Genomic DNA, 19,787 nt, shown 5'->3' with positions numbered 1-19,787 from the left:
TTGATGTGAAACGGACAACACTACGAACAACATAGCACACTATTTACCTGCCTGATCCTATGACCCTGAACCTTGTCGGTATAGGTCAGGGCGAAGCGCAGGTTTAGCGGGGCCATTGCCTCAGAAGACCGGTTAAGGGTCCATGTTGTCCCCAAAAGCGCGCCCTACTTTGACTTGCTCAAACGTACCTTCAGACTAATGCTGGCGCCCTGAGGCCCAACTGCCTTTGGCCAGCTGCATGACCCGATCAACTTCATCGCTTGGGATAGCGCCTGGCTCCCCCTTTTCGATCGGGTCATAGTGAAATACATACAGCCTGGAGACGAACTCGGCCACCGGCAACGAGGCTTCACCGAAGAGCTCGCCGTGGCCCTGGGTCGAGGTGACAATCCCCTGACCCCAGTTTTGCCCACTGTCATTGTTGGGGTTGAAAAAATAGACGCGCATGATCTCTTCCGGGTCCAGCGCAAACCGCTGGATAGTGATGGCGTGCCAGCCGAGAAAGCGTGTGGCACTGTCGGTCACCGCAATACCGGCCGGTTGTGGATTGATGACCGGAATGTTGCCGTTGTAAAAAGGGTGATAAGCGGCATAAAAGTCGCGAATAAACCCTTCGAAGTCTTTCAGACCGCCGGTGAATACGTCTACGGCTATGCGAAATCCGTGGCCCACATGATCACCGTGGAATGCGGAGTTGACCCATTTGTGCGGATCTTCTCCGCGCCCGGCACTGCGTCGACCCATTTCAAAATAGATACGATCCAGGTGCGGCACGGTTAGCAGTGAGACGGCATCCACATCCACCGGCGGTTCGGTCGCCAGGCCGGTGCCAAGTTCCCGCGAGGAAATACTGTTGCCTTCAAAGCGCATCACGATTTCATCGTCGCGCGCCGCCCAGGCAAGGATACGAAGCAGTTCCGCCGGCATATTGTAGGCCCACATGGAGAGGGCGCGCGTCGACTGGCAGGTTGGGTAGTTTCCTTGTCCTATCCCAAGCGGGCGGCCGAGCACATTGAGTACGTCGGCGAGCAAAAAGCATTCGGGGGAGCGGCTGCTCCCAAAAACGGCCACAATCTTCTCGGCCGCGGCCTCGCACAGCGACAGTCGTATTTGTCGCCACAGGGACGGCGCCACCGGAGGCGAGTAGAGGATGCCCCGCTCGAGCATCATGGCCAGGCCGTATGCACACTGGCTGGTCTCGGGAAACAGGGCCTCATCAATCAGAGTATGAATCAACGCCGGGTAGCAGTGAAATGCGTCGGCACCCGTATGGCTCAGGCCCAAAGCCGTGGGGATCAGGTCGTTCCAACGGCCACGCAGGTAACGTATAAACCCCGGCATGTAGGGCGAAACCAGGCCGGTACTGTGCATGGCCTGGGCAAAGGCGATGGCCTCTCGCAGCAGGGTGGCATCGTCCATCTCCGCCAGTCGTTCAGCGTATACATTGAGGCCGGGATCTTCACGGCATCCTTCAGTAGGGCTGAACACGGCATGGATCAGTTGCAGCGCGTCGTCGCTGACCTCACCACCGTGCGCATCCGGTTTTTGCAGGCAGACCGCGATCTGGGTCACCATCTGTTTGACACCATCCACCTGGACCGGCCGTTGCGCCAGAATCCGCCAGACTTCGGCCACCAGATGTTCCAGAAGATCCTCGTAGCCCAAGTGCCGAAGCAGGAAGTGATACAGCCCCTGGACGGCGTAGCCGAGTCCATCTGGCCGCAGCCGGTCGCTCTCCTGGAGATCACTGACCACCAGATCCAGATTCATCGCCAATACCTGGGCGAGAAAGTGATGGGCGTGTTCTGCCGAGATAGAAGGGTGTATGTAATCGCCTTTAACCACCGCCAGAAGGCGAATCTGGCTCAAGCTTTCGACCAGTGTCGCGACCGGCTCGCCATGGCGAATCGTGCGCACGGCCAGTGAGGGCACCAAAGTCTGGGGATAATCCCAGTCGCTGCCGCCAAAAAACCCGGCTGCCTCAATCGTCGGCACGCGCGCGTAGATGGCTTCCAGCCCTTCGTCATTGAACATCAGGGCCTGTGCCGCTTCGATTACCTCCAGTACCGGCGAGACGCCTTCAGTGGCATTGATTTCGGCAAGACGGCTGATGGCAGCGTCGAGTGACTTCGCTAGCTCACCTGACGCGCCGTTATGCTGATTTGCGGGTTGGTCTGTGGCTCTGCTCATACTTTATGATCCTCCGTTCAATCCCGGAGCATGTCAACCGGACCTGGTTTCCACGCGCGCACATACTGTGAGAGGGAAAGACTCCATTTACTGTGCCGTCGACTCTGCGCGACTGACCCGCCAGATGATATTGCCCACATCATCCGCCACTAAAAGCCCGCCCTGCTTGTCGATAGCAACGCCTACCGGACGACCCTGAGCTTTGTCCTGTTCATTGATGAACCCGGTGAGTATATCGACCGGCTGACCATCAGGCTCTCCATCTGCGAAAGGAACAAAAATGACTTTATAGCCGCTGCGGGGTTTGCGGTTCCAGGAACCATGCTGGCCCACGAACATACCTTTGTGGAATTGCTCAGGTAACGTATTACCCGCGGCTGCAGTTAGCCCCAGTGAAGCGGTGTGCGGCCCGAGGGCGTAATCGGGTTTTATGGCCTGGGCCACTTTTCCCGGATGCTGCGGCTTTACCCGCTCATCCACATTCTGGCCAAAATAGCTGAAGGGCCAGCCATAGAAACTACCATCCGCCACCGATGTCATGTAGTCAGGCACCAGGTCACTGCCGAGCAGGTCACGCTCATTGACGGCGACCCATAGCTCGCCGCTTTCTGGCTGCCAGGCCATACCCACGGGATTGCGCAGGCCAGTGGCAAATTCGCGGTGCTTACCGGTTTCGGGGTCAATTTCCCAAATGGATGCGCGGCCTTCCTCCTTCTCAAGACCGTTCTCACCGATGTTACTGTTGGAGCCCACACCGACGTATAGCTTGCTGCCATCCGGGCTGGCAATCATGCTCTTGGTCCAGTGACGATTAATTTTTCCGGCTGGCAGATCGGTGACTTTGGTGCCTTCGGCGGTGATACGTGTCTGGCCCGTCTCATAGGGAAAGCGCATGACGGCGTCAGTGTTGGCAACGTAAAAATCGGCCCCGATCAGCGCCATACCAAAGGGGGAGTGCAGGTTCTCCAATAACGTCGAGCGTTTGTCGGCTACGCCGTCACCATCACTGTCTCGCAGCAGGGTAATCCGGTCGGCGCTGGGAACTGTGGCACCGGCATTCTCCATGATCATCCCCTCAATCCAGCCACGGATACCCTGGTTACTATCCGGGTTCGGCTGGGCATTGGTTTCGGCGACCAACACATCACCATTGGGCAGCACATAGAGCCAGCGGGGATGTTTCAGGTTGTCAGCGAAGGCAACCACCTGGGTTCCGGCGACGGCGTCGGGCTTTCCGCCGGAGGGCCAGCCGGCGGCTTCGGCAATATTGACGGTGGGAATCAGGGATTCGCTCGGGCTGGGTAATGTCGGATCAGGCCCGGTTCCTTCGGCAACGGAGAGCTGAGCTGAATTCCCGCAGGCAGTGAGCGTGAGTGTCAGACCGATGGGTAATAACAGGTGACGCCGATTCATACTGCTCTTTCCTTCTGTGTATTATTGAAGCATTTCAGCCTTAGGCGTCGTTTGCATAGAAACACCAGAGCCAGAAAACAAATCTGTCACGGTTTTGTATAGCACGATGGTGGTGAACCAAAAAGGCATTTGCAGACTACCCTGTTAACCTGTCTATTCTTTTGACGCGAACGGAGTTTCTGCATGATTACAGTTCATCACCTCAATAATTCCCGCTCACAACGCGTTCTCTGGATGCTGGAAGAGTTGGGAGTCCCCTACGAGATCCAGCATTACGAGCGTGATCCCGAAACCATGCTGGCGCCTGCAAGCCTCAAAAAAGTACACCCGTTGGGTAAATCACCGGTGATCACCGACGGCGATCTGGTCGTAGCGGAGTCCGGCGCCATTATAGAATACCTTGCCCACACCTATGGCAAAGACACCATGTTGCCGGAGGGCGGCGGCCAGGACTGGCTTGATTACACTTACTGGCTGCATTACGCCGAAGGCTCTTTGATGCCTCCGCTGGTTATGCGTCTGGTGTTTGAAAAGGTAAAAACCAGCCCGATGCCGTTTTTTATCAAGCCAGTGGCAAAAGGCATTGCAGACAAAACCAATCAGGTTTTCATTGGCCCGATGATCAAGACGCACCTGGATTTTGTCGAATCCCACTTGGCGAAACACACCTGGTTTCTCGGGGATAACCTCAGCGCGGCGGATATTCAGATGAGCTTTCCGCTGGAAGCCTCAGTGGCCCGGGGTATCGTCGGCAAGAACCGGCCTCATATCACAGCCTGGGTGGAACGTCTGCACGCCAGACCTGCCTACCAGAACGCCCTTGAAAAGGGCGGAGACTATGACTTTGCCTGAGTAGACGGTGGAGGGCTAAATCCAGTGACGGCGTTTGAAAAACCAGACCAACCCCAGAACCGTCATGATCATGATGCCCCATACCATCGGGTAACCGTAATACCAACGCAGTTCCGGCATCGACCAGGGGCTGCCCGGGTTGTCAAAATTCATGCCATAGACACCCACCAAAAAAGTCAGCGGAATGAAGATGGTCGCGATAATCGTCAGCACCCTCATCGTCTCATTGGTACGCTGGCTGATACTGGAGAGGTAGATATCAAGCATGCTGGTGGCCATGTCACGGAAGCTTTCCAATAATTCGATAATCTGAATGCTGTGATCGTAACAGTCCCGGAAATACACCAGCGTGCCCGCCAGAATCAATTCGTCCTCACCCCGCATCAGTGTCGTAATCAACTCCCGCTGCGGCCAGAGCACCCGGCGCAAGGTCAGTAGCTCGCGCTTCAGCTCATGCAATGACGACAGCGTTTTCTGGCTCGGGCGCTCCAGCAACTCCTCCTCAAGCGATTCAAGCTGGCCTCCGAATTGTTCCAATACCGGAAAACCGGCATCAATAACGAAATCCATCAGGGCATAAAGCAGATAATCGATACCGCGGTCGGCGAAGCGGCGGTTGTTGGGTTGTCGCATGCGCTTGCGCACCGGCTCAAAAGGGTCTTCCGCCAGAGGGCAAAAACAGATCAGATAGTTCTTTCCAACAAACAGGCTGACCTGAACCAACTCCAGGTTCTGGCCATCGTAAACAGGCAGTACAGCAATGATGAAAGCCTGGTCGTCATAAAGTTCGATTTTGGGACGTTGACCACTGTTGATGATGTCTTCCAGCGCCAGGTCGTGGAGATCAAACATCTGACCAAAATTTCGAAGCGTATCGGGATCGGTATGCCCGTTCACCTGAATCCAGGTTTTGGTCTCCCGGGCCAGAAATGGCTGGCAGTCGCGCGCCGAAACGAGGCGGTGCTCCTCAACCGAGGACTCCGTGTAATCGATCAGCTGTATAGAAACCGGCGCTACGGGCTTCTGAATGGTTACCAGAGTTCCGGGTGCCGTGCCCGGGCTGTGGTAGTGTTTGCTGAAATAAGCCATAAACCATGCTCCGGGCTTCTGTGACGCTTTCAGCAACAGCATAGCCGAGCTGCGGCTATTAGATAGCCCCCAAGGACGATGTCGCGGTTTCTTCAGGTGAAGGAAAGCTTCATAATCTGTGCCAGGATTAACCCATGACAGACACGATTGACCCATGACAGGCACAACCGACACCGAGCAGCCACCCGTTGGCCCGGCCCGGCAGTTTCTGCAATTCTCCCACCGGGTTTCACACAATTTTCTGCGCAATCACGGGGTGTTACTGGCGGGCGGGGTTGGTTATAACGTGCTGCTGTCAGCAGTGCCAATGCTTGCCCTGCTGGCGGTATTGCTTACACGCGTGGTGAACGAAGAGCAATTGCTGGAAGTCATGGCCGTGCAGGCAGAGCATTTTGCCCCGGCCCATGCCAGCCTGTTGCTGGATGCGGTCAGGGCTTTTATGGAATCGAGGGACATCATCGGTATTGTCGGCCTGCCGGTGATGCTGTTCTTCAGCTCGTTCGCTTTCCGTATGCTGGAAGATTCCATTGCTATCATCTTCCACCGGCCGGACAACCCCCATCGCAACTTCTGGGTGTCTGCCGTGCTGCCCTATGCTTTCATCCTGATACTAGGCGCCGGTCTATTAGCCCTGACCCTGCTGTTCAGCCTGGTCAACGCACTTTACGAAGCCCCGGGGCTGATTCTTTACCTGATCAGTTTCGTTGGTGTATTTATTCTATTCAGCGCCATCTACAAGGTTCTGCCTATTGTGCGCATCTCTCCCCGGAGGGCCATCGTGGGCGGTCTGGTTGCGGCCATTCTCTGGGAAGCTACCCGCTTACTGTTGATGTACTACTTTCTCAATATATCCTTCGTCAATGTCATTTATGGCTCCCTGGCCACCATCATTGTGATACTGATCAGCCTGGAAATTGCCTCCATTATCCTGCTGCTCGGGGCCCAGGTGATCGCGGAGCTGGAACGGAGCGAGAGGCTGGGCCTGCCCTGGTATGTCTCCCCGGACTGAAGCCGGCAGTCAGCATCCCCGGCACACCGCTCAGGGATATTACCAGAACCAGCCCCATCAGGAGCCAGAACTGACGGAGCCTGTGACTCCCTTGCCAAAGCGACGCCTAAGGCGGGTTTCCAACTCCAACACCACCAGCACGATCACTCCGGCACTGGCCGCAAAGGCCAGTGCCGCGGGAGTAAGCGGGCCAGTTCGGAAACGGCACTGGCCCATGCCTCCCGATCCAGCGACGAAGTATCACCGCTCTCAGTCACCATACTGGCGCACATTTCCAGGATCCGTTCGGGAGCGCCCTTCACATACACGACGCCATGGCGGTGATGATCGTGGTTGAGTGTCGCCATGAAGCGGTACTCGGCATCAAAGGGAACTTCATCAGCCCGTGGCCACTGCCGGCCATCCGTATCCGGATCAAACCCGGCCTTCTGGGCGAAAACCTTCAGGGCACCTTCCATGGGGTCGCCGGCTACCCGGATTGTGCCCTCGTGGCGCTCGAGGTGAGCGTCGTTGCACAGGGCGGCGGCTCTGGCAAATTCCTCCAGCAGCGGACTGCCAGAGACCACATCGTTACCTTCGCGAATATCCCCATCCGGCTCGTAGCCTTCGCCGTCTATATCCATTCGTTTCCCGGCCACCAGTGCAGCGGTCACCATCATTTCGTTGCGAGTCAGGGTTCCGGTTTTGTCCGAGCAAATCACCGATACTGCGCCGAGAGTTTCGATCACCGGCATTCTGCGCACAACCGCGTGACGGGTTGCCATCCGTCGCACACCAATCGCCAGAGTAATGGTGAGAATGGCCGGCAGCCCCTCGGGAATGGCTGCCACGGTCAGACCCACAACCGCCATGAAAAGCTCACGAATCGGAAGCCCGCTCAGCGCAAGCCCACCAACGAATATCGCTATACCGGCAACAATGACGATCATTGACAGGTAACGGGCGAAGCGGTCGATCTGTTCGAGCAGCGGGGTTTTTAGGGTAGTGGTATCCTGCAGCAAGCCGGAAATGCGGCCAATTTCGGTATCCTGTCCGGTCCTGACGACTATTCCACGGCCGGTCCCGGTTGCCACCATGGTACCCGAAAAGGCCATATTGAGCTGATCACCGAGAACCGCATCAGCTGGCTCTGCATTGGTGGTTTTGTCAACCGGCTGGGACTCTCCTGTCAGCACCGCTTCTTCTATTTTCAGGTTATGGCAGCGTTCCAGCCGAATGTCTGCGGGCACACGATCCCCGGGTTCCAGGATTACCGTATCACCGGGCACCAGTTCAGCAGCATCGATCTTCTGAGGCCCTCCTTCCCGAATCACTACGGCCTTGGGTGCCAGCATGTGCCGAATCGCCGAAAGGGCCTGCTCCGCCTTGCCTTCCTGTATAAACCCTACGAGAGTCTGGATAACTACCACAGCCAGAATAACCGTGGTGTCCACCCAATGGCCCAGCAGGCCGGTGATGACCGCTGCCGTGATCAATACGTAAATCAGAAAGTTTTTGAGCTGGTTGCCAAGGCGGGCCAGAGGACCACGCCGACGAGCTTCCGGAAGGCGATTGTGGCCAAATCTGGTCAGCCGCTCGGCCACTGCCTGCGCCGTCAGTGGCCCTGCTGCAGAAAGCTCTGAGCGGACTTCAGCGACATCCGTGGCGTGCCAGCGCACACCACCATTGCCTGCCGATTCAGCGGCGTTTTTTGGGGATAATTCAGAAGATGACACTACCGGACTCCTTGACCAGATACCTGACACTATTGAAACCGGGGTCATATCAGGAAGAGTTGCTGCAGGTCAAAATCAGCCCGATTTTCGCAGTTTTCGGGAAACAAGTTAACCAAAGTACTCCTGCATCCAGTCGAACAAAGTCTGGGTGTTCACCTCGGCCAGTGCCATATGCTGAAAATTATCACCTACCTCGTCGTCTATGGTCACAAACTGGTAGAGCAGAACCCCGGGCTGCTCATCGTGCAGAATCAGCGTTATGCGCCGTCGGGTACGCAGGCAGTCAAGTGTCATGACATCCGCCGGCATGCCCGAATCGCGCATACCACGCCTGACTTCTACCACCGGATTGATATGCTCGTGGGCCGCCTGAATGCGGGCATGGGCATCACTGGCCATATCGGAGAGGGCTTTCAGAGGGTCATCCTGGGACATTAAACGCTGCCTGTTCTCGTATTCAGTTAGTTGACCGGCTGACAGCCACGAACAGCAAGTGCGACATTGGCACTGGCCTTGATCTGCTCGAAGTAACTGGATGCGGTGTTAACGCCCATGTCGGCGTAATTGCCAGCGGTCGGACTCACAAGCCGGCTCAGCTGCGCCCACGCATCGGCGGATTGCCTGTCCTGCTTGTAGGCATCAAACGCCGTATAGATTTCATTGCAGGTGACGCCATCCCCATCCGTTGCGGCGGAAGACATGTAGGTGGATGTCTGGCAGCCAGACATCAGCGTGGTGGCAGCAATGGCAAAGAGGAAAGGACGCTTCACAGGCAACAATCTCCGGGTTTAAGCAACAAGGGACCAGTTTATCCGAAACGACGCAGTAGTTTGCGATATCGGTTATTCCAGTCCTCAACAATAATTTGCGATCTGGAAAGCTCCCACAATTCCCGAATATAAACAACGAAAAGCAGGATTGCTCCGTCCGAAAAAATCCGGGACAGATCTATTTTCCAGCACTGACGACGTGATCAGTGCGTTTCAGACCAGCGTCGAATTATCTTACAGCCATACTAGTGGTGGTGTTCCTTGAAAAATAAACCTGTCCCGGTTTTTCCGCAGCTTAATACGTTGAACTAAGTGCCTTGTTAAGTCTGTTAGAATCGACCCGAAGTTTTCCCTCTGAAACGTCAACAGGTCCTGATGCATGAAGCTCAATCCCTTTAATACCCGTATCGGTCTGGCTCTGGGGGGCGGTGCAGCCAGGGGAATTGCCCACATTGGCGTTCTGAAGGCTTTCGAGGAAGAGCACATCCGGATTCATTGTATTTCGGGAACCAGTGTGGGGGCTCTGGTCGCCAGTTATTACGCCTTCGGCCGCCCGGTAGAGTCCATACTTTCCATTGGTTCGACGCTGAATCTGTCCAGGATTCTTAACTTTACCCTGGAGCGCGGTGGCCTGTTCAGTACGCATGCCATTCGGGAGATGATCCATCGGGATCTGGGGGATTGCAAAATCGAAGATGCCGACATTCCCTTGGCCATTTGCGCAACAGATATCGAAACTGGCGAGCAGCTGATATTCAGGAAAGGAAATCTGGCGGACGCCGTCTGTGCATCCATGGCTGTGCCCGGCCTGTTTGTACCGGTGGAGGTGGACGGCCGGATTCTGGTAGACGGTGGGCTGGTTGAAAATGTCCCGATTTCGCCGTTGGCGAAAATGGGCGCCGGTATAACCGTGGCCATTAATCTGAGCCATGTCAGCCGATACCCGAAACCGGAAGATACGTTTGATGTGATCAGCAACGCCATCAACATTGGTATCGATTTTAATACCCGCAAGCAGCTGAAAAAGGCGGACATAGTGGTGGCGCTGGATTTAAGCCGTTACAGCCTCACCAACAACGCCAAATGTCTGGAAGAGCTTTACATGGAAGGCTACCGCCCCATGAAGAAAACGATTCGCCGAGTGCTCTGGTACAAGCGGATGAATGTCTTTATTTACCTTTTAAAAGCGGCCCGGGAGTTGTTGCCCCTCAAGGTACCCGAGATTATCAAAGACCTTAAGCGCCACGCCTTGGCCGTCCGTAACCGAAGCTAACCGACGTTCGTCATAATCTGCGCACCAACCAAAGGAACTCCCGGGCCCCAACTCCTTCCTTCCCTCCCGCTCAGTAGCAAGGTTCACCGCAACTCCTGGCGCTGCCAGTACAAGCCGGAACACGCAGTGCGGAGGTTCAGCAGAAAGTGTCGGAACACTTTACAGTTATGAAATCAAAGGCTGGACAACGACTAAGGTATATTATTGATTAATAAAAAATAAAATTATACGAGTCCGGCATGAAGGTTGCAGCTTAGCTTAAGACACTAATCTAGTTCGAAAAAATTAAATGAAATCTTAAACCAGATGATGATCATACCCAAAATAACCAGATCGTCTGCTCCGCTGACAGCCCAAAGGAATAATTCAATGAAACAGCTTAAAATGGTAATCGCGTTAAGTGCATTGCTCACTGTTTGCGCCGCCTCAGCAAACGCTACAGTCATTATTTTTGATAATAACAATGGTGGTGTTAAAGCGGGTACGCCAGAGAACGCAACGGCCGCTAATACCGGTAATCCCAACTACTGGGGGGCCTCATTGGGATTTTCAGGTTTCAATGTGTCGGGTGGCTACTCCACCAATGATAACCTGAACAATGGTAATTTCAGCAGAAGCGCCATAACAACGTCCAATGTAGATCAGGATTACAATCCAAATCATGGCGGTCTTGGGGTCTGCTCAGAGAGTGCAACTTGTTCAGGCAGTTCCGATAGCTTCCAGTCAAATGTCGGAGGCAGTGCCAACAAAGACGAGGTCTTGTTTTTTGACTTCGCTTCGGCTGTAACGCTCGATACCGTCTGGTTTAACGGTGATCATAAAGAGACGGTTGATGGTTCTGTCAATGGCGCTATAACAAACTCTGCCAATGCTTTGTTTAATATTTTCACCAGCTCTGATGGTGCCAGTTATACAAATTTATTCTCCAACCAGGTTCAACCAACGAATCTGGAATATATCTCTACCCTGCTGTCTCAGTCTTACCAGTATTATGCAGTGGCTGCGTCGGGTTACGGCGCTCACATGAGTTATGTTGAAGCTATTGAATATACGCAAGTCCCTGAACCCGGCACCCTTGCCCTGCTCGGCCTCGGCCTGGCCGGCCTGGGCGCAGCGCGCCGTCGCAAAGCCTAATAATTAAGGGCATATTGGGAGATAGCCGGGCTTAGCCCGGCTTTTTTATGCCGAATCCACTCTAACCTCGACCAAACCCACAAATTCAACAACACCTCAACCGTTACTGACCATGCCACCGGCACTGCAGCGCCGGGTCAGGACGACCAATAGATCTTGCCGCATCCCCAGGCCCCGGGAAACGCTTGCGCTCTGGGGCCATTAGCATAGGATAAAGGTGATCATCACTGTACGGAGGAAATGAACATGAAGTGGATTATACTAATCATTATTGCCGCTGTTGTGGCCTTCTGGCTTTATCGGGGCCGTCGCAGTAACACCATTGAAGATCCTGATATGAAGACATTCGAGGAAAAGGATTACTACCTCACATCGAATGACAACTCATCCGATGACGATCCCTCCTCTGGTGACAATAACCCGCGTCACTGAGCGGTTTCCTGTCCGATCATTGCTTGATCCCGCCTGTTAAGCGAAGGAATGCATAACACTGTTTGAAATCGTCGCCATCCTGCTAAGCCTCTCCGCGGTGTTCAGTTATATCAACGCCCGGTTTATCGGCTTACCAACGAGTATCTCCGTGATGGCGTTTTCGCTGGCTCTGGCCGGTATCAACTATCTGGGCGGGCAGGATCTGACCCGCTGGGCAGAGCAGCTGATTACACAGGTTGATCTGGGTGAAACATTACTGAACGGCTTATTGAGCTTTTTATTGTTTGGCGGTCGTGGTCGCGAGGCTGATGATCGGCAACCATGGTCGACGGTATGCGATGTCGGAAAAAACCGAGCGACACCTGGATACGTTCTGGGAGCTGATTGATGAGGTGCTGAACGCGGTCCTGTTTTTGCTGATTGGTCTTGAAGTCCTGATCGTCACCTTTGAATTGCCGGCACTGTTGGCCGGACTTGCAGCGATTCCGCTGGTGCTTCTGGCGCGACTGGTAGCGGTGGGTGTTCCGGTGATGGCCTACGTGGTGGTGGTATTTTCCAACCTCTTTCAAGGCTTGACAGTAAAGCGGTTTTTGGGAACTGCGGCTCCATAATCAAAAAATAAATCGGTCAGGCTACGTAGGCTTCACCCTGCTCAAAGCGTGTCCGCACCCAGGCAACCTGAGTGCGGGCCGTTGCCAGTTGATAGTGCGGGGAATCCTTAAACGAGCGCCAACTACCGCCCCACACCAGTGACCCGACGGCGTATTCAGCAACCGCGTCGTAATCACTCTGACTCGTTGAGTAGGAACCGTCTTCTCTGAAGATGCCAATGTCCCAGGCAATGCCAAAATTATGATTACTCTGCCCTCCCCGCGCTCGCGTAATGACCGGGCCGGGATTGCCGTATCGCCCCTGACGAAAGAGCTGATTCTGCTCTTGGTAAGTGCGGGTTCCGGAGATAATTTTCACATTTACACCCCGGCTTAATGCCCGGTGCATGAATTTGCGAGCCTCGCGCTGAGCCCGGATGGACAGGGAGGAAATTTTCTGTTCTGTGCGCCGGTCAAACGTGCCAAGTTCGTCCTTCAGCTTTTCATATTCGGTATCGAAGGCAGTGGCGGCTGCCTCGGAGATTCGGCCCCACAATCCGTCCAGCGCGCCGCGATAAAAACCTTCTGACTTCAGCAGACGTTGAAAAAAGAGCACATCCTCGCCAAACAATCTGTCGCTCATTCTGAAGCTCCTAAGTGATCAGGGTAGTGGTCGCAGTGCCCAACCACGGATTACCACTTTTTCTGGGCTCCACAACTTCAGAATAGATCATTTTTTATGCAGAACTGTTGCCTGAGATGAATTCTTGTAACTCACCCTCCCCTCGCCCAGATAAGCTTTGTGCTACTGACCCAACCCTATCCCGGTTTTCATCATCTGGTTTTCTCAACATTTCACAAACTGCTCACGATAAAAAACAATATCCTGGAGGGGAGGACAAGTCTGACACCTGCAGTCCGCCGTAGACCACCCATCATTCTCTCCGGCGGGTTCCCATTCATGCTTAGATTATTGTCCCGTTTATTTTCCAGTTCCAGATCCGCTCTGGCACTGGAGCAGGCTCCCCAAGCTGTGCTGACGATTAACCGGCACAATCAGATAACCTTCTTCAATGCCAGTGCGGAACGTCTATGGGCTATCAGCAGAGATCAGGTGCTGGGCCAGTCTGCGTCGACCCTCCTTTCAAAGTCCGTGTTGGGCCGAATAAGAACGGGGGACGGCAAGCCCCATGAAGCTCGTATGAAGGATACTCAGGGCCGTGAGTTTTGGGCTCATCTGGCAGTGGCCAGTTTCCTGGCTGGCAATACGCTAGAAAACACGATTTTCATTCGTGACATCAGTGACGAGCGCCACACTCGCGAAATGATGAATCAGACGTTGGAACAGGCAATGGACGCCGTTATCTCGATTGACGAGTCCAATAATGTCACGTTTTTCAACAAAGCCGCCGAGATAATGTGGGGCTACGATCGTGTCGAAGTGCTGGGCAATAACGTAAAGATGCTGGTGCCCGAAGCCATCCAGGCGCAGCACGACAGTTTTGTTAACCGTAATCGCCGCACCGGCGAAAACCGCATTGTAGGCAGCTATCGTGAACTCACTATCGAGCGCAAAGACCGCTCCCGTATCTGGGGGCAAGCAGCGATCAGTAAGATCGAATTCGACGGAGTCATCACGTACACGGCATTTATAAAAGACGTCACTGAAGAGGTGGAAAAGCGCGAAAAAATGGAGATGCTGTCGCTGGTTGCTGATCATGCCAACAGCGGCATCGTTATCACCGACCGTGACGGCAAAATCGAATACCTAAATGCCGGTTTTGAGCATCTGACGGGCTACAGTCTCGAAGAAGCGCGAGGTAAGAAGCCGGGGCCAATGCTTCAGGGCGCTGGCACAGACCCTGACACCGTCAGAGAAATCCGGGCGCATCTGGACCGGCAGGAGCCGTTCTACGCGGAGATCCTGAACTATCACAAGAACGGCACCCCATACTGGGTGTCGCTCTCGATCGCCCCGGTGTTTGACGCAAACGGTCGGGTGAATCGGTTTATATCGGTTGAAGCCGATATTACTCAGAGCAAGCAGCAAACGGTGGACTTCACCCGTCGGCTGCAGGCTATTGAACATTCCATGGTTACCATGGAGTTCCGTCCTGATGGCAGCTTCCTGTCTGCCAACAAGCTCATCAGAGATTTTTATGGCAGCGACGACAAGGTTGCCCGGGGTGGCAAGGCTGCATGGTCGAAACTGAGCCGCGAAAACATAGAAACGCTGCAAAAGACAGGTGAGTTCAGCGGTAGAGCATCGATTGAATTGGAGGGCTTGCCCACACTGGCTCTGGATTACCGAGTTGTTGCCCTGAAAGAATTCAATGGGGATGTCCGCCGATACGTCCTGTTCGGTATCGACATCACCGATCGTCATATTGCAGTCCGTGAAACTCAGGAGGCGATGAGCTCCGTGCTACAGGCAAGCAAGAAGATCAGCGGCATTGTTTCCACGATCAACGATATCGCTGACCAGACCAACCTCTTGGCCCTCAATGCTGCAATAGAGGCCGCGCGGGCTGGTGATGCCGGGCGAGGATTCTCTGTGGTCGCCGATGAGGTTCGTTCATTGGCTCGCAAATCCAGTGGCTCGGCAGGTGAAATAGACGGCCTTGTGGACGAAACTAATCAACGGGTGGCAGCTCTGGCAAAATCGCTGGATAGAATTGAGGGTTAACCGTAGATCATCTTGCGCACCATCCCGCCATCTACCACGATGTTTTGTCCGGTGATAAACCCCGCTTGGGGCGATATCAGATAATGCACCATTGCTGCGATGTCGTCGGGTTTACCCACCCTGCCTGCAGGATGCTGAGCGTGGTCGCTTGCGCTGAGGGGTGCGGGCTCACGGCCGTTCTCCGGCTCGCGGGTATCGATCCACCCAGGGCTGATGCAGTTGACCCGCATCTCCGGCCCCAGGCTAACAGCAAGGGCATGAGTCAAGGCTACCAGTCCGCCCTTGGTGGCGGCATAGGCTTCGGTATTGGCTTCAGACTGCAAAGCGCGGGTGGAGGCCATGTTGATGATAGCTCCCCGGGTCCGGCGCAAGTGCGATACAGCGTGTTTTACCATGAGGAAGGGGCCTGTCAGGTTCACGTCCAGTCGTTTATGCCATTCTGCCAACGTCAGCTCTTCCACCGCCCCCGTCACGGGATCTGCCAGGCCGGCGTTGTTCACCAGCGCATCCAGCCGACCGCCCCAGTTTATTACCTGACGCAACGCCGACTCGACGTCACCTTCATCAGCCACATTACAGCGCACGAACAGCACCTCCGCGGGGCCCCCAAGCGCCGCGGCAACCTCATTCGCGGCAGTGTCATCCAGATCGAGAAAAGCGACCCTCCAATCCTGCTTCAGAAGGTACTCAACAATGCCTCTGCCTATGCCATGGGCTCCACCTGTCACCAGGGCAACATTGCGATCATCAGACATCGACCAGACTCCTATAGAAACAAACAATTTTTCAGAACTCAGGTATGAAACGCCTCCTTGATATCTTCAATCGAGGAATGCGCCTCCGTCGGCGATGGGCTCATGGCCGGGGCTGTGGTCACTTCCGGCGCCACCATCGCCGGGTCCAGCGACAGTATAACGTAGCCACCGACGGCTCCAGCGCCGAAGCCCGGAGTGAAAACCAGCGAGCGTTTGCTGATCGCCCCGTCGAAGACGGCATCGGCCAGCGCCATCGGGATGCTCGCTGCAGAGGCGTTGCCGACCTCGGTGATATTGAAGTAAATGTCCTTGGCGTCGATCCCCTGGGGCTCGGCGATCTCGATGATCATCTTCTTGTTGGCTTGATGGGGCACGATCATGTCGATCTCAAGCCCGAGCTCGGAAAGCTCGCCCATCATCTGGTTCAGGTAGCGCTTGACCAACGCCTTGACCTCGGGGCCATAGACCGTAATGTCGTTGTCGAAGTCGGGATTCGGCCAGATGATGGAGTTGACCTGACTGGCGGGTCCGCTCGCATAGGTCTGGACCACATGAATGTCACGCTCACCGTCGGACGGCGCGATCACCACGGCGGCAGCCCCGTCGCCAAAGATCATCCGCGACGGCCGGGCATTGCCGATCTTGTCCGAGAACTTCTCGGCCATGACCAGCAGGACCGGACGTTCGATCTCCCGCAACAAGCGGATCGCCTCGGCGACGCCATACGGGAACCCAGCGCACGCAGCGACGATGTCGGCCGAGCAATGGGTCTGCATGATGCCCAACTGGCCTGAGAGCCAGGTGGCGGTCGACGGAATCAGCCGGCTCGAGGTACATGAGCAGAACAGCACCGCACCGATCTCCTCGGGCCCACGGCCAGCATGCTTCATCGCTGCCCGCGCGGCTTCAAGGGCGATATTCTCCAGTGGCTCGGCGGTATAACGGCGACGTTCTATGCCGGTTTTATCGGCGATTTCCTCAGCGCTCATCGGCGACCACGAGGACGGGGAGTTCCGGACTACATCTTCGTTTGAGCAGATGACCTCACCCTTGCGGATTGCCAACGCCTCTATCTTCGGTTGGATCGGCGCATCGTCGCCGATGACCATCGGCGGATAGGGCCTCACGGGCTCGACGGCAGGATCTGGCGTCGGCGCTTGCTTCGCGACGGTGACACCACTCTTTTCGTGGTTGATGAAGTCGAGCACGTGGCGGTTTTTCGGATAATACAGAACGACGATGTCGTCATCCTGCATCTCGGCAAACGGCTTCAGCCTGGCCTGGCTCCGGTCCCAGGGATGCTGGTTGTGCAACACCATTGCCCAGCGCCGGAGCGCCTCGAGTTCGGCCTGCTCGTCTGAGACATCAAGGATGTCGTCGACGCTGTAACTCGGGTGGTCGGGATTGTAGTTGCCGAGGGTGGTCGTCCTGGCATCGGCAGTGGCGAGCGCCTCGGCAATCGTGGCCTTGATTGGCGGGACTGACGTTGCGCTATGGAGCTTGTTTGAGAAGCAGTCGAAGAGTATTTCGAACAACTCGTCCTCGGCCGCACCGTTCCACTTCGCCGGCAACTGCGCGTAGGCCTGGCGGACACTTTGGGACTTGGTTTCCCGCCCCTCCCAGGGTTGCAGCAGAGACACGAAGACATCGTCGCGGGTCCGCGGGACATCGCGCCAGCGCATCGGCTGCTTGTCGTACATCACCAGCGCATAACGGTTCGCCCAGAAGAGGTGCAAGCCGATATCACGCAACAGGTCATAGCGCGCCGCATAGCCTCCCGCCGCCGCCCGCTCTGCGATTTCGGTGCCGGTCGGAGCTTTCACTTCGAAGTCGCGCCGAATGATCGCCTTCAACTGGTTGAGGTCGGTGATAATCGAGAAGTCGAGCTCGGTAAAGATGCTTGTGGGAAAGACCAGTTTTCCATGCTTGTTCAGTCGAAACGGTTTCATGAATGCTCCTTGCTGATAGCTGATAGCTGATAGCTGATAGCTGAAAGAAAATTGCATTTCCTCCGGATTCTGCCAGCGTCCCTGCCAGTCGTGGAAATCAACCTTTTCCTTGCGGGCTGTCCACACAGTGCTTCATTCACTCAGTGTAGTTGGGCAGGCGTTGGTTCTCCAGAATGGCCATATAACGAAAATGAATCCGTCCCGGTTTTCGCTCAACAAATTGTTATAATGTAACACTGTAGTATTCCCCTAATACCCGCTCTCTTCCGGCCCTTGATACTGTGGAGAAGACACCACCAATAAGCATAAGGAGAAGGGTATGAGCGGTAAAAAGATACTGATGATCACCGGTGATTTCACCGAGGACTACGAAACCATGGTGCCCTTCCAGGCACTACAAGCCGTCGGCCACACGGTTCATGCGGTTTGTCCGGACAAGAAGTCCGGAGACACCGTAGCCACGGCCATTCATGACTTTGAGGGCGACCAGACCTACACCGAAAAACCTGGCCATCGGTTTGCCCTGAATGCAGACTTTGCCGGACTTAACCCAGCCGACTACGACGCACTGGTGGTTCCAGGCGGCCGTGCACCGGAATATCTGCGCCTGAACGAAGACGTGAAAAAACTGGTACGCCATTTTTTCGAAACAGAGAAACCGGTAGCCGCCATCTGCCACGGAGCCCAGCTACTAGCTGCTGCCGGTGTGCTTGAAGGCCGCGAGTGTTCCGCCTACCCGGCCTGCCAGCCGGAAGTAGAATTGGCCGGAGGCCGCTTCGCCGACATCAACGTTGACGCAGCTGTGACCGATGGTAATCTGGTGACAGCACCGGCATGGCCGGCCCATCCCCAGTGGCTGGCACAGTTCTTCAAACTGCTGGATAAGTGACGGAAACGGGTCCGCTCCGGCGGCCCCGGATTCATGAGGATAGCGCCATGTGCAGACTCTTCGTCCACGCGGACTCCGATCTCTGGATCAGCCGCACTCATTCCCTGCGTATCGACGGCATGGTGACCAGTATTCGCATGGAGAACGCCTTCTGGCGAGCCCTCACGGAAATCGCCGCCCGGGACGGCATGAACCTGCCCCAGATGATCACCAAGCTCTACCACGAATCCATCGACGCAGGACATGACCTCGGCAACTTCACCTCGTTCCTGCGGGTTTGCGCCATGCGATACCTCGCCCTGCAACTCAGTGGCGATATTCCCCGGGATACCCAGGTACCCATCGCTTCACTGGATGCTGACAAGATCCTCGCCAGAAACATCGACCAGAAGCCTCCCAGAGAAGTGACCCACTGATCTGAAAATAAATCTGTCCCGGTTTTTCGCTGGTCATTAACCCGCCAGTGCGGCCCGCACCTTCTTGCTCAGATGGCCCATTTCGACCCGACCAAGTACCTGGGGGCGCAGCTCGTTCATCACACGCCCCATATCCTGCATTCCCTGAGCGTCGGTTGAGCTGATTGCCGAACGGATCAGGCCATCCAGGTCATCCTCAGTGAGGGCGGCGGGCATGAATTCCTCAATAATCACCATTTCCGCCCGTTCCTTGTCACCCAGTTCCTCTCTACCGGCAGCATCGTATTGACTGGCGGAATCGCGACGCTGCTTGAGCATTTTGTCCAGCACCTTCAGAACGTCCTCGTCATTCAGGTCGCGGCGCTCATCAATCTCGATCTGTTTGACCGCGGCTTGAGCCATACGCAGGGTGATGAGCCGGATTTTATCCTTGTTTCGCATCGCGTTTTTTACCGCGTTGCTCAGTTGTTCCTTGAGTGATGATTCTGCCATTGTCGGACTCCTGTTCCGGGGGTTAAGAGCTGTATTCGTATTGATGAAGCAATGAAGAGATTACATTGTAATTTATTTCGACACTTTAGAGTCTAACGGACTGTCGGATGCTGACTTTGTGAACCAAAGAGTC

20 protein-coding genes are annotated in these 19,787 nt (G+C 55.2%); 10 read left to right on the top strand and 10 right to left on the bottom strand.

Features of this window, described 5'->3' with window-relative positions; translation table 11 throughout:
* Positions 1-195 precede the first annotated feature (195 nt).
* Together BUA49_RS06730 and BUA49_RS06725 are read right to left on the bottom strand one after the other, a co-directional pair.
* The gene (locus BUA49_RS06730) at positions 196-2,190 is read right to left on the bottom strand and encodes a hypothetical protein (protein WP_084063503.1); all 1,995 of its coding nucleotides are present in this window, start codon (positions 2,188-2,190) and stop codon (positions 196-198) included.
* An 87-nt stretch (positions 2,191-2,277) separates the two neighbouring features.
* Positions 2,278-3,603: a PQQ-dependent sugar dehydrogenase gene (locus BUA49_RS06725; RefSeq protein ID WP_072796422.1), complete on the bottom strand. Its 1,326-nt coding sequence runs from the start codon at positions 3,601-3,603 to the stop codon at positions 2,278-2,280.
* A gap of 183 nt (positions 3,604-3,786) precedes the next feature.
* Between BUA49_RS06725 and BUA49_RS06720 the strand changes: the two genes are divergently transcribed.
* Positions 3,787-4,455, top strand: coding sequence for a glutathione S-transferase (locus BUA49_RS06720; RefSeq protein WP_072796421.1), 669 nt, complete (start codon positions 3,787-3,789; stop codon positions 4,453-4,455).
* A 15-nt stretch (positions 4,456-4,470) separates the two neighbouring features.
* Here the strand turns inward: BUA49_RS06720 and corA are convergent, their stop codons facing one another.
* Entirely contained in the window at positions 4,471-5,544 is a 1,074-nt protein-coding gene (gene corA / locus BUA49_RS06715) for a magnesium/cobalt transporter CorA (protein ID WP_072796420.1), read from the bottom strand.
* Between the two features lie 154 nt (positions 5,545-5,698).
* Here corA and BUA49_RS06710 point away from each other — a divergent pair, with 154 nt between their 5' ends.
* Positions 5,699-6,553, top strand: a complete 855-nt coding sequence (locus BUA49_RS06710) for a YihY/virulence factor BrkB family protein (protein WP_072796419.1) — start codon at positions 5,699-5,701, stop codon at positions 6,551-6,553.
* A 143-nt stretch (positions 6,554-6,696) separates the two neighbouring features.
* Here the strand turns inward: BUA49_RS06710 and BUA49_RS06705 are convergent, their stop codons facing one another.
* The 3 genes from BUA49_RS06705 to BUA49_RS06695 all read right to left on the bottom strand — a co-directional run bounded on the left by BUA49_RS06705 (position 6,697) and on the right by BUA49_RS06695 (position 9,038).
* A complete protein-coding gene (locus BUA49_RS06705; protein ID WP_228704418.1) occupies positions 6,697-8,268 on the bottom strand; it encodes a cation-translocating P-type ATPase in 1,572 nt (523 codons plus the stop codon).
* 108 nt (positions 8,269-8,376) lie between these two features.
* Complete coding sequence (locus tag BUA49_RS06700; RefSeq protein ID WP_072796418.1) at positions 8,377-8,703, bottom strand: hypothetical protein; 327 nt, start codon at positions 8,701-8,703, stop codon at positions 8,377-8,379.
* Between the two features lie 26 nt (positions 8,704-8,729).
* Positions 8,730-9,038, bottom strand: coding sequence for a hypothetical protein (locus tag BUA49_RS06695; RefSeq protein WP_228704417.1), 309 nt, complete (start codon positions 9,036-9,038; stop codon positions 8,730-8,732).
* Between the two features lie 379 nt (positions 9,039-9,417).
* Between BUA49_RS06695 and BUA49_RS06690 the strand changes: the two genes are divergently transcribed.
* The 5 genes from BUA49_RS06690 (at position 9,418) to BUA49_RS18005 (ending at position 12,488) form a co-directional block, all read left to right on the top strand.
* Positions 9,418-10,311: a patatin-like phospholipase family protein gene (locus BUA49_RS06690; RefSeq protein ID WP_072796417.1), complete on the top strand. Its 894-nt coding sequence runs from the start codon at positions 9,418-9,420 to the stop codon at positions 10,309-10,311.
* A gap of 369 nt (positions 10,312-10,680) precedes the next feature.
* A complete protein-coding gene (locus tag BUA49_RS18015; protein ID WP_072796416.1) occupies positions 10,681-11,445 on the top strand; it encodes a PEP-CTERM sorting domain-containing protein in 765 nt (254 codons plus the stop codon).
* A 246-nt stretch (positions 11,446-11,691) separates the two neighbouring features.
* On the top strand, positions 11,692-11,877 hold the full coding sequence (locus BUA49_RS06680) for a hypothetical protein (RefSeq protein WP_072796415.1): 186 nt from the start codon (positions 11,692-11,694) through the stop codon (positions 11,875-11,877).
* A gap of 151 nt (positions 11,878-12,028) precedes the next feature.
* On the top strand, positions 12,029-12,265 hold the full coding sequence (locus BUA49_RS18010) for a hypothetical protein (RefSeq protein WP_228704416.1): 237 nt from the start codon (positions 12,029-12,031) through the stop codon (positions 12,263-12,265).
* Positions 12,216-12,488 (top strand): hypothetical protein, encoded by a 273-nt coding sequence (locus tag BUA49_RS18005; RefSeq protein WP_072796414.1) that lies wholly within the window; start codon positions 12,216-12,218, stop codon positions 12,486-12,488. The genes BUA49_RS18010 and BUA49_RS18005 overlap by 50 nt, the downstream gene beginning before the upstream one ends.
* Positions 12,489-12,504: 16 nt before the next feature.
* On the opposite strand, the gene BUA49_RS06670 is transcribed toward BUA49_RS18005, so the two are convergent.
* Positions 12,505-13,110 carry a M15 family metallopeptidase gene (locus tag BUA49_RS06670; protein ID WP_072796413.1) on the bottom strand — a complete coding sequence of 202 codons (606 nt, stop codon included), beginning with the start codon at positions 13,108-13,110 and terminating at the stop codon, positions 12,505-12,507.
* Positions 13,111-13,428: 318 nt separating this feature from the next.
* Here BUA49_RS06670 and BUA49_RS18135 point away from each other — a divergent pair, with 318 nt between their 5' ends.
* The gene (locus tag BUA49_RS18135; RefSeq protein WP_072796412.1) at positions 13,429-15,153 is read left to right on the top strand and encodes a PAS domain S-box protein; all 1,725 of its coding nucleotides are present in this window, start codon (positions 13,429-13,431) and stop codon (positions 15,151-15,153) included.
* On the opposite strand, the gene BUA49_RS06660 is transcribed toward BUA49_RS18135, so the two are convergent.
* Complete coding sequence (locus BUA49_RS06660; RefSeq protein WP_072796411.1) at positions 15,150-15,908, bottom strand: SDR family oxidoreductase; 759 nt, start codon at positions 15,906-15,908, stop codon at positions 15,150-15,152. The two genes, BUA49_RS18135 and BUA49_RS06660, sit on opposite strands and share 4 nt — an antisense overlap.
* 38 nt (positions 15,909-15,946) lie before the next feature.
* Positions 15,947-17,983, bottom strand: coding sequence for a 3-oxoacyl-[acyl-carrier-protein] synthase III C-terminal domain-containing protein (locus tag BUA49_RS06655; RefSeq protein WP_217650400.1), 2,037 nt, complete (start codon positions 17,981-17,983; stop codon positions 15,947-15,949).
* 193 nt (positions 17,984-18,176) lie between these two features.
* Between BUA49_RS06655 and BUA49_RS06650 the strand changes: the two genes are divergently transcribed.
* Positions 18,177-18,746: a DJ-1/PfpI family protein gene (locus tag BUA49_RS06650; protein ID WP_072796410.1), complete on the top strand. Its 570-nt coding sequence runs from the start codon at positions 18,177-18,179 to the stop codon at positions 18,744-18,746.
* A gap of 47 nt (positions 18,747-18,793) precedes the next feature.
* Entirely contained in the window at positions 18,794-19,162 is a 369-nt protein-coding gene (locus tag BUA49_RS06645; RefSeq protein ID WP_072796409.1) for a ribbon-helix-helix domain-containing protein, read from the top strand.
* Positions 19,163-19,198: 36 nt separating this feature from the next.
* On the opposite strand, the gene BUA49_RS06640 is transcribed toward BUA49_RS06645, so the two are convergent.
* On the bottom strand, positions 19,199-19,654 hold the full coding sequence (locus BUA49_RS06640; RefSeq protein WP_072796408.1) for a GatB/YqeY domain-containing protein: 456 nt from the start codon (positions 19,652-19,654) through the stop codon (positions 19,199-19,201).
* Positions 19,655-19,787: the final 133 nt, after the last annotated feature.

This window comes from Marinobacter antarcticus (genome assembly GCF_900142385.1).
In the GTDB taxonomy this organism is placed as follows: Bacteria; Pseudomonadota; Gammaproteobacteria; order Pseudomonadales; family Oleiphilaceae; genus Marinobacter; species Marinobacter antarcticus.
The sequence above is the reverse complement of the archived record's forward strand: the minus strand, read 5'-3'. Positions and strand labels throughout refer to the sequence as shown.

Excerpts from the sequence above, each read along its gene's own strand:
- BUA49_RS06670 (WP_072796413.1), bottom strand. The coding sequence starts at position 13,110 with ATGAGCGACAGATTGTTTGGCGAGGATGTGCTCTTTTTTCAACGTCTG.
- BUA49_RS06650 (WP_072796410.1), top strand. The coding sequence starts at position 18,177 with ATGAGCGGTAAAAAGATACTGATGATCACCGGTGATTTCACCGAGGAC.
- BUA49_RS06640 (WP_072796408.1), bottom strand. The coding sequence starts at position 19,654 with ATGGCAGAATCATCACTCAAGGAACAACTGAGCAACGCGGTAAAAAAC.
- BUA49_RS06645 (WP_072796409.1), top strand. The coding sequence starts at position 18,794 with ATGTGCAGACTCTTCGTCCACGCGGACTCCGATCTCTGGATCAGCCGC.
- BUA49_RS06730 (WP_084063503.1), bottom strand. The coding sequence starts at position 2,190 with ATGAGCAGAGCCACAGACCAACCCGCAAATCAGCATAACGGCGCGTCA.
- BUA49_RS06700 (WP_072796418.1), bottom strand. The coding sequence starts at position 8,703 with ATGTCCCAGGATGACCCTCTGAAAGCCCTCTCCGATATGGCCAGTGAT.
- BUA49_RS06720 (WP_072796421.1), top strand. The coding sequence starts at position 3,787 with ATGATTACAGTTCATCACCTCAATAATTCCCGCTCACAACGCGTTCTC.
- BUA49_RS18010 (WP_228704416.1), top strand. The coding sequence starts at position 12,029 with ATGGCGTTTTCGCTGGCTCTGGCCGGTATCAACTATCTGGGCGGGCAG.
- BUA49_RS18135 (WP_072796412.1), top strand. The coding sequence starts at position 13,429 with ATGCTTAGATTATTGTCCCGTTTATTTTCCAGTTCCAGATCCGCTCTG.
- BUA49_RS06710 (WP_072796419.1), top strand. The coding sequence starts at position 5,699 with ATGACAGGCACAACCGACACCGAGCAGCCACCCGTTGGCCCGGCCCGG.
- BUA49_RS06660 (WP_072796411.1), bottom strand. The coding sequence starts at position 15,908 with ATGTCTGATGATCGCAATGTTGCCCTGGTGACAGGTGGAGCCCATGGC.
- BUA49_RS18015 (WP_072796416.1), top strand. The coding sequence starts at position 10,681 with ATGAAACAGCTTAAAATGGTAATCGCGTTAAGTGCATTGCTCACTGTT.
- BUA49_RS18005 (WP_072796414.1), top strand. The coding sequence starts at position 12,216 with ATGTCGGAAAAAACCGAGCGACACCTGGATACGTTCTGGGAGCTGATT.
- BUA49_RS06690 (WP_072796417.1), top strand. The coding sequence starts at position 9,418 with ATGAAGCTCAATCCCTTTAATACCCGTATCGGTCTGGCTCTGGGGGGC.
- BUA49_RS06725 (WP_072796422.1), bottom strand. The coding sequence starts at position 3,603 with ATGAATCGGCGTCACCTGTTATTACCCATCGGTCTGACACTCACGCTC.
- BUA49_RS06680 (WP_072796415.1), top strand. The coding sequence starts at position 11,692 with ATGAAGTGGATTATACTAATCATTATTGCCGCTGTTGTGGCCTTCTGG.
- corA (WP_072796420.1), bottom strand. The coding sequence starts at position 5,544 with ATGGCTTATTTCAGCAAACACTACCACAGCCCGGGCACGGCACCCGGA.